Here is a 5223-nt window from a genome sequence, read left to right as displayed (position 1 = left end):
AAGGAGGTAAAGTAGGCATCTGCGCGGCAATGCGAAAATTACTCCAATTAGCTTATGGTGTCTTAAAATCTGGAATACCCTTCGATGAAAATATAGCTCTTGCATCATGATGAGCAAGACGGTATCTGGCGTGAGGCGCCGTCAAACGGCCTTAAAGGCAATTTCGGTCGGGATCACTTCACCTTGCCAGTAAAGCTGCGCCGCCACCTGCCCCGCGAGCTGACGATAAATTTCGGTAAATTCGCTATCCGGGCGGCTTACCACCGTTGGCTCGCCGCGGTCCAAATCCTCACGCAGGCTGATATGCAGCGGCAGTTGTCCCAGCAGCGCGCACTGGAACTGCTCCGCGAGCTTTTCCGCGCCGCCGGTGCCGAAAATCGCTTCGAGATTGCCGCAATGACTGCAAATATGCATGCTCATGTTTTCTACGATACCCAGCACCGGCACCCCGACTTTGTTAAACATCACAATACCCTTGCGCGCATCCGCCAGGGCGATGTCCTGCGGCGTCGTCACCACCAGCGCGCCGGTCACCGGGATATTCTGCGCCAGCGTCAGTTGGATATCGCCGGTGCCGGGGGGCATATCCAGTATCAGATAATCCAGCTCCGGCCATAGCGTATCGGTGAGCAGTTGCAGCAGGGCTTTGCTGGCCATGGGACCGCGCCAGACCATGGCATTGTCTTCGGTCACCATGTAGCCGATGGAGTTTGTCGCCAGACCGTGAGCCATAATCGGCGCCATATGCTGCCCGTCCGGCGACGTGGGTCGCTCGTGGGTGGTGCCCAGCATGGTCGGAATCGAGGGGCCATAGATATCCGCGTCCAGAAGCCCGACGCGCCCGCCTTCCGCCGCCAGCGCTAGCGCCAGATTGACGGCGGTGCTGGATTTGCCCACGCCGCCTTTACCGGAGCTGACGGCAATCAGATTGCGCACGCCGCTTACCCCCGTTTGGTCCTTGACCCGTTTCATGGTGGCGATAGTGTGTATCAGCTTCCAGTCGATGGCGGTGGCGCCGGTCAGGCGTAGCAGCTCGGCGCTGACGCTTTCCTTTAGCTCGGCGAAACCGCTTTGCCAGGCAAACGGCATGACCAGCTCAATGTGCAGCGTGCCGTCAAGTAACGCGCTGTGATGTAACGCTTTCAACACGGTTAAATCGCGTTTCAGCGTCGGGTGTTTGAAAGCGCCCAGCACGCGGCTTACTTGCTCGCGCAGCGCTTCAGGGGTGGTTGGTGGCGTTAAAGGATTCATCCCGGCTCCTTTGGGTTCTGTTTAGAGGATGAGTGACCATTCGCCTTAGCATAACAGGGCTCATCCGCCACTGCGGAAAAAAAGTTCGCCGCCGTGATGGCGGGCATGCCGCTTGTTTACGTGAGGCATCGCTATCGGTTACCATCGACTGCCCTTATGACACTTAACAAAAGCCTATTCCTACCATGACTCAAGTCGCGAAAAAAATATTGGTAACCTGTGCGTTACCTTACGCAAACGGTTCCATCCATCTCGGCCATATGCTCGAGCATATTCAGGCGGATATCTGGGTCCGTTATCAGCGAATGCGCGGCCATCAGGTTTATTTCATTTGTGCTGATGATGCTCACGGCACGCCAATCATGCTTAAGGCGCAGCAGCTGGGTATTGCGCCGGAAGAGATGATCAATGAAATGAATCTGGAGCATCAGACGGATTTTGCCGGCTTTGGCATCAGCTACGACAACTACCATTCAACCCACAGCGAAGAGAATCGGCAGCTGTCGACGTTAATTTATCAGCGTCTGAAGGAAAACGGTTTTATCAAATCGCGGACCATTTCCCAGCTGTTCGATCCCGAAAAAGCCATGTTTTTGCCCGATCGCTTCGTGAAAGGCAGTTGCCCGAAATGCCACTCCCCCGATCAATACGGCGATAACTGCGAAGTCTGCGGCGCCACCTACAATCCGACGGATCTCATCAATCCGAAATCGGCGGTGTCGGGCGCCACGCCGGTCATGCGGGAATCGGAACACTTCTTCTTTGATTTACCCGCCTTCAGCGAAATGCTGCGCGCCTGGACGCGTTCCGGCGCGCTGCAAGAGCAGGTGGCGAACAAGATGCAGGAGTGGTTCGAGTCAGGGTTGCAGCAGTGGGATATTTCCCGCGATGCGCCTTACTTCGGCTTTGAAGTGCCGGATGCGCCGGGCAAATATTTCTATGTCTGGCTGGATGCGCCCATTGGCTATATGGGGGCGTTCCAGAACCTGTGCCAAAAGCGCAGCGACCTCAGCTTTGACGAATTTTGGGATGTGGATTCCAAGGCTGATCTTTACCATTTCATCGGCAAGGATATCGTTTATTTCCACAGCCTGTTCTGGCCGGCGATGCTAGAAGGCAGCCACTTCCGCAAACCGACCAATTTGTTTGTGCATGGCTACGTGACCGTTAACGGCGCCAAAATGTCCAAATCACGCGGCACCTTCATCAAAGCCAGCACCTATCTGGCGCACCTGGATGCAGACTGTCTGCGTTATTACTACGCCGCTAAACTGTCGTCGCGCATTGATGATATCGACCTTAACCTCGAAGATTTCATCCAGCGGGTCAATGCCGATATCGTCAATAAAGTCGTCAATCTGGCCTCGCGCAACGCCGGCTTTATCAATAAACGCTTTGACGGCCAACTGGCGGCGACGGTGGCCGATCCGGCGCTGTATGCCACCTTCGTGAATGCCGCAACGTCCATAGGCGATGCCTTTAGCAGCCGCGAAACCAGCCGCGCAATCCGCGAAATCATGGCGCTGGCGGATTTGGCCAATCGCTATGTCGATGAGCAGGCGCCCTGGGTGGTAGCGAAACAGGAGGGCCGCGAGGCGGATTTGCAGGCTATCTGTTCGATGGGCATCCAGCTGTTCCGGGTGTTGATGACTTATTTAAAACCGGTTCTGCCTTCGCTGGCAGAGCGGGCTGAAGCCTTTCTCGCAGCCCCGCTCACCTGGAACGACCTGTCAGCCCCGCTGCTGGCGCATCGCATCCGTCCGTTCAAGGCGCTGTTCAGTCGCATCGAGGCAGCCCAGGTGGAGGCGGTGATCGAGGCATCGCGTCTGGAAGCGGCGGCAGCCGGCACGCCGGCCGCGGCGCCGGCGGGCGCGCCGGCAGAGGATCCTATCGCCCCTACGATTGATTTTGATGATTTCGCCAAAGTGGATATGCGGGTGGCGCTGATTAAGCGCGCCGAATTGGTAGAAGGATCGGATAAATTGCTGAAACTCACGCTCGATCTCGGTGGCACCAGCCGTCAGGTATTCTCCGGTATCCGCGCGGCCTACCCCGAGCCACAGCTGCTGGAAGGCCGCCTGACGATCATGGTAGCCAATCTGGCACCGCGCAAAATGCGCTTTGGGGTATCGGAAGGGATGGTGATGGCCGCCGGCCCCGGCGGCAAAGATATCTTCCTGCTCAGCCCGGATGCGGGTGCGCTGCCCGGCATGCCGGTTAAATAACCCGTGCCGTAGGTTCCCGGACGGTGGCCTCCGCCGTCCGGGTATTATCGCCGCTGCTCCTCACCGCTTTCCCCCGCGCTATCTTGCGTTCATGTGCCTGGTATTATTCCCGCCCGCCGCTGTTCAGTTTACCGGAAAGCCGTTATCCTTAATGCCGATACATAATCATCATGGATGTGGGTTGTCATGAAAGGATCTCCCCCGCTAATTAAAGCGTTACTGCTTACCTCGCTGATATTAACCGTTGGACGCGGCCTTACGCTGCCGTTCTTGGCCATTTTTCTCTCGCAACAGCGCGGTATGTCACCCGGGCAAACGGGCCTGGTGCTGGGAGCCAGTCTTACGCTTGCCATTTTGCTCAGCCTTTATGGCATAGGTATCTACACATCAGGGAGGAGGCTTAAGAGCAACTCTCGCTAAATGAGTAAGTTCTTCCAGACTATATTCCGATAATAATTTTAGTGTATTCAACAAGATGGATAGGCCAGCGAGCAGAGCAGGAGCGCTCTCTCTGCGGCCTCGCTTTTGCTGTCGTCCTGACAAGCGACATATCAGCTGGCGGGCTGCCGCATTTTCTTCTCCTTCAGCGCGTTGCAGCCGCCATACCAGAACAGCAGCCATACTGGCTATTAACAACCTGCGTAGTACGGCTGGCGCGCTGCGCTGAAGCCATGTTTCTACGTCATGTCCGGCACCTTTCAGCAACTTAAAAAATGATTCAATATTCCAGCGCCAGTAATACCAACGAGCTACTTCCTCGCAGGTGATCTCGCTGCAAACGTTTGTAAGCAGCGTCCAGCGTCCCACCACATTACCGAGATCATCCGTAAGCCGAACAACAACCAATCTGACCGTCAGAGGCTCTCCAGGTTGGATTTTTATGCGGCGGCCGGTTTCTTTATCTTTACGCTTCTGCTGCGCAGCTCGGGTTATGACTATCGAGGTTTCACTGATTTCCATATCAGCTTTTTTCCCTTTCCAGTCTACCTGTCCGCATCCGTTGTATGGCAGAAGAGCAGCAATCTCACCAATTTTCAATGAATTACCTTGCCACTCTGCACCATGTCCTTCTTTTCCTCGGATAAGCCAGCATATTCCTTGAGTACTCAACGTCCGCATATGTCCAATAGAGTCACCCTCTCTATCAATTATATGAATCAGCTTTTTACCTATATTAAGCGATTCCACACGGGCAATATCGGTCGTCAAGGCGTCCATATGTGTCTGCCGTTCGGACAGTCCTTCCGCCAACGTTGAATGACAACCGGTTGCATCGGTAAGTGTCTGAGATAGAGGCGCTATTGGCAAACCCGTGCCAGCATCAACCAGCAAGCTGCTTTGAAGTTCATATCCAACATCGCCACCGTGCGTCATTTTTAAGCGTCCGTATTTGGCATGATGGTAAAGAAATTGTAAACGTGACCAATCATGAACAACGAGAGCGTATGGATGCGGGCTAAGCGAAATTTGCTCAAGTGCTAGCGAAATAATTGGCTCATTGAGTTGACTGAAGCTAATTCGCTTATTATTCAGAAAACGCCAGACAGCTTGGGTAGTTGCGAAAGTTGATTTTTGAGCACTTGCGAGGTCTTTAACCGCAGAAGCAAGAAGAGCCGCGGGCGTCATATGCTGTTTAACCAGCGTCTGATATCGGCGGGTAAGGCGAGAGTCAATCCCGCCAACAGATAGGTTGAAATCATTCTGCAAAGTAATAACAGGTATCACGATAAATGTGTAGATACCTATG

4 protein-coding genes and 1 pseudogene are annotated in these 5223 nt (G+C 54.5%); 3 read left to right on the top strand and 2 right to left on the bottom strand.

The annotated features are described in order from the left end of the window. Positions 1–110, top strand: a pseudogene (locus CINSTRO3249_RS16730) (IS110 family transposase); the annotation flags it as partial. Positions 111–141: 31 nt separating this feature from the next. Here the strand turns inward: CINSTRO3249_RS16730 and apbC are convergent. Beyond that, entirely contained in the window at positions 142–1251 is a 1110-nt protein-coding gene (gene apbC, locus CINSTRO3249_RS12505) for an iron-sulfur cluster carrier protein ApbC (RefSeq protein ID WP_074013525.1), read from the bottom strand. A gap of 185 nt (positions 1252–1436) precedes the next feature. Between apbC and metG the strand changes: the two genes are divergently transcribed. Further along, entirely contained in the window at positions 1437–3476 is a 2040-nt protein-coding gene (gene metG, locus CINSTRO3249_RS12500) for a methionine--tRNA ligase (RefSeq protein WP_074013524.1), read from the top strand. Between the two features lie 186 nt (positions 3477–3662). Further along, positions 3663–3896, top strand: coding sequence for a hypothetical protein (locus CINSTRO3249_RS16725; RefSeq protein WP_125933185.1), 234 nt, complete (start codon positions 3663–3665; stop codon positions 3894–3896). Here CINSTRO3249_RS16725 and CINSTRO3249_RS12495 read toward each other — a convergent pair. After that, positions 3864–5223 (bottom strand): flagellar biosynthesis protein FlhF (locus tag CINSTRO3249_RS12495; protein WP_254304262.1); only part of this gene is annotated, 1360 nt, incomplete at its 5' end. The genes CINSTRO3249_RS16725 and CINSTRO3249_RS12495 overlap by 33 nt on opposite strands.

The sequence above is a fragment of the Candidatus Sodalis sp. SoCistrobi genome, assembly GCF_900143145.1.
In the GTDB taxonomy this organism is placed as follows: domain Bacteria; phylum Pseudomonadota; class Gammaproteobacteria; order Enterobacterales; family Enterobacteriaceae; genus SoCistrobi.
This window is presented reverse-complemented; position numbering and strand designations above follow the sequence as displayed.

Excerpts from the sequence above, each read along its gene's own strand:
- apbC (WP_074013525.1), bottom strand. The coding sequence starts at position 1,251 with ATGAATCCTTTAACGCCACCAACCACCCCTGAAGCGCTGCGCGAGCAA.
- metG (WP_074013524.1), top strand. The coding sequence starts at position 1,437 with ATGACTCAAGTCGCGAAAAAAATATTGGTAACCTGTGCGTTACCTTAC.
- CINSTRO3249_RS16725 (WP_125933185.1), top strand. The coding sequence starts at position 3,663 with ATGAAAGGATCTCCCCCGCTAATTAAAGCGTTACTGCTTACCTCGCTG.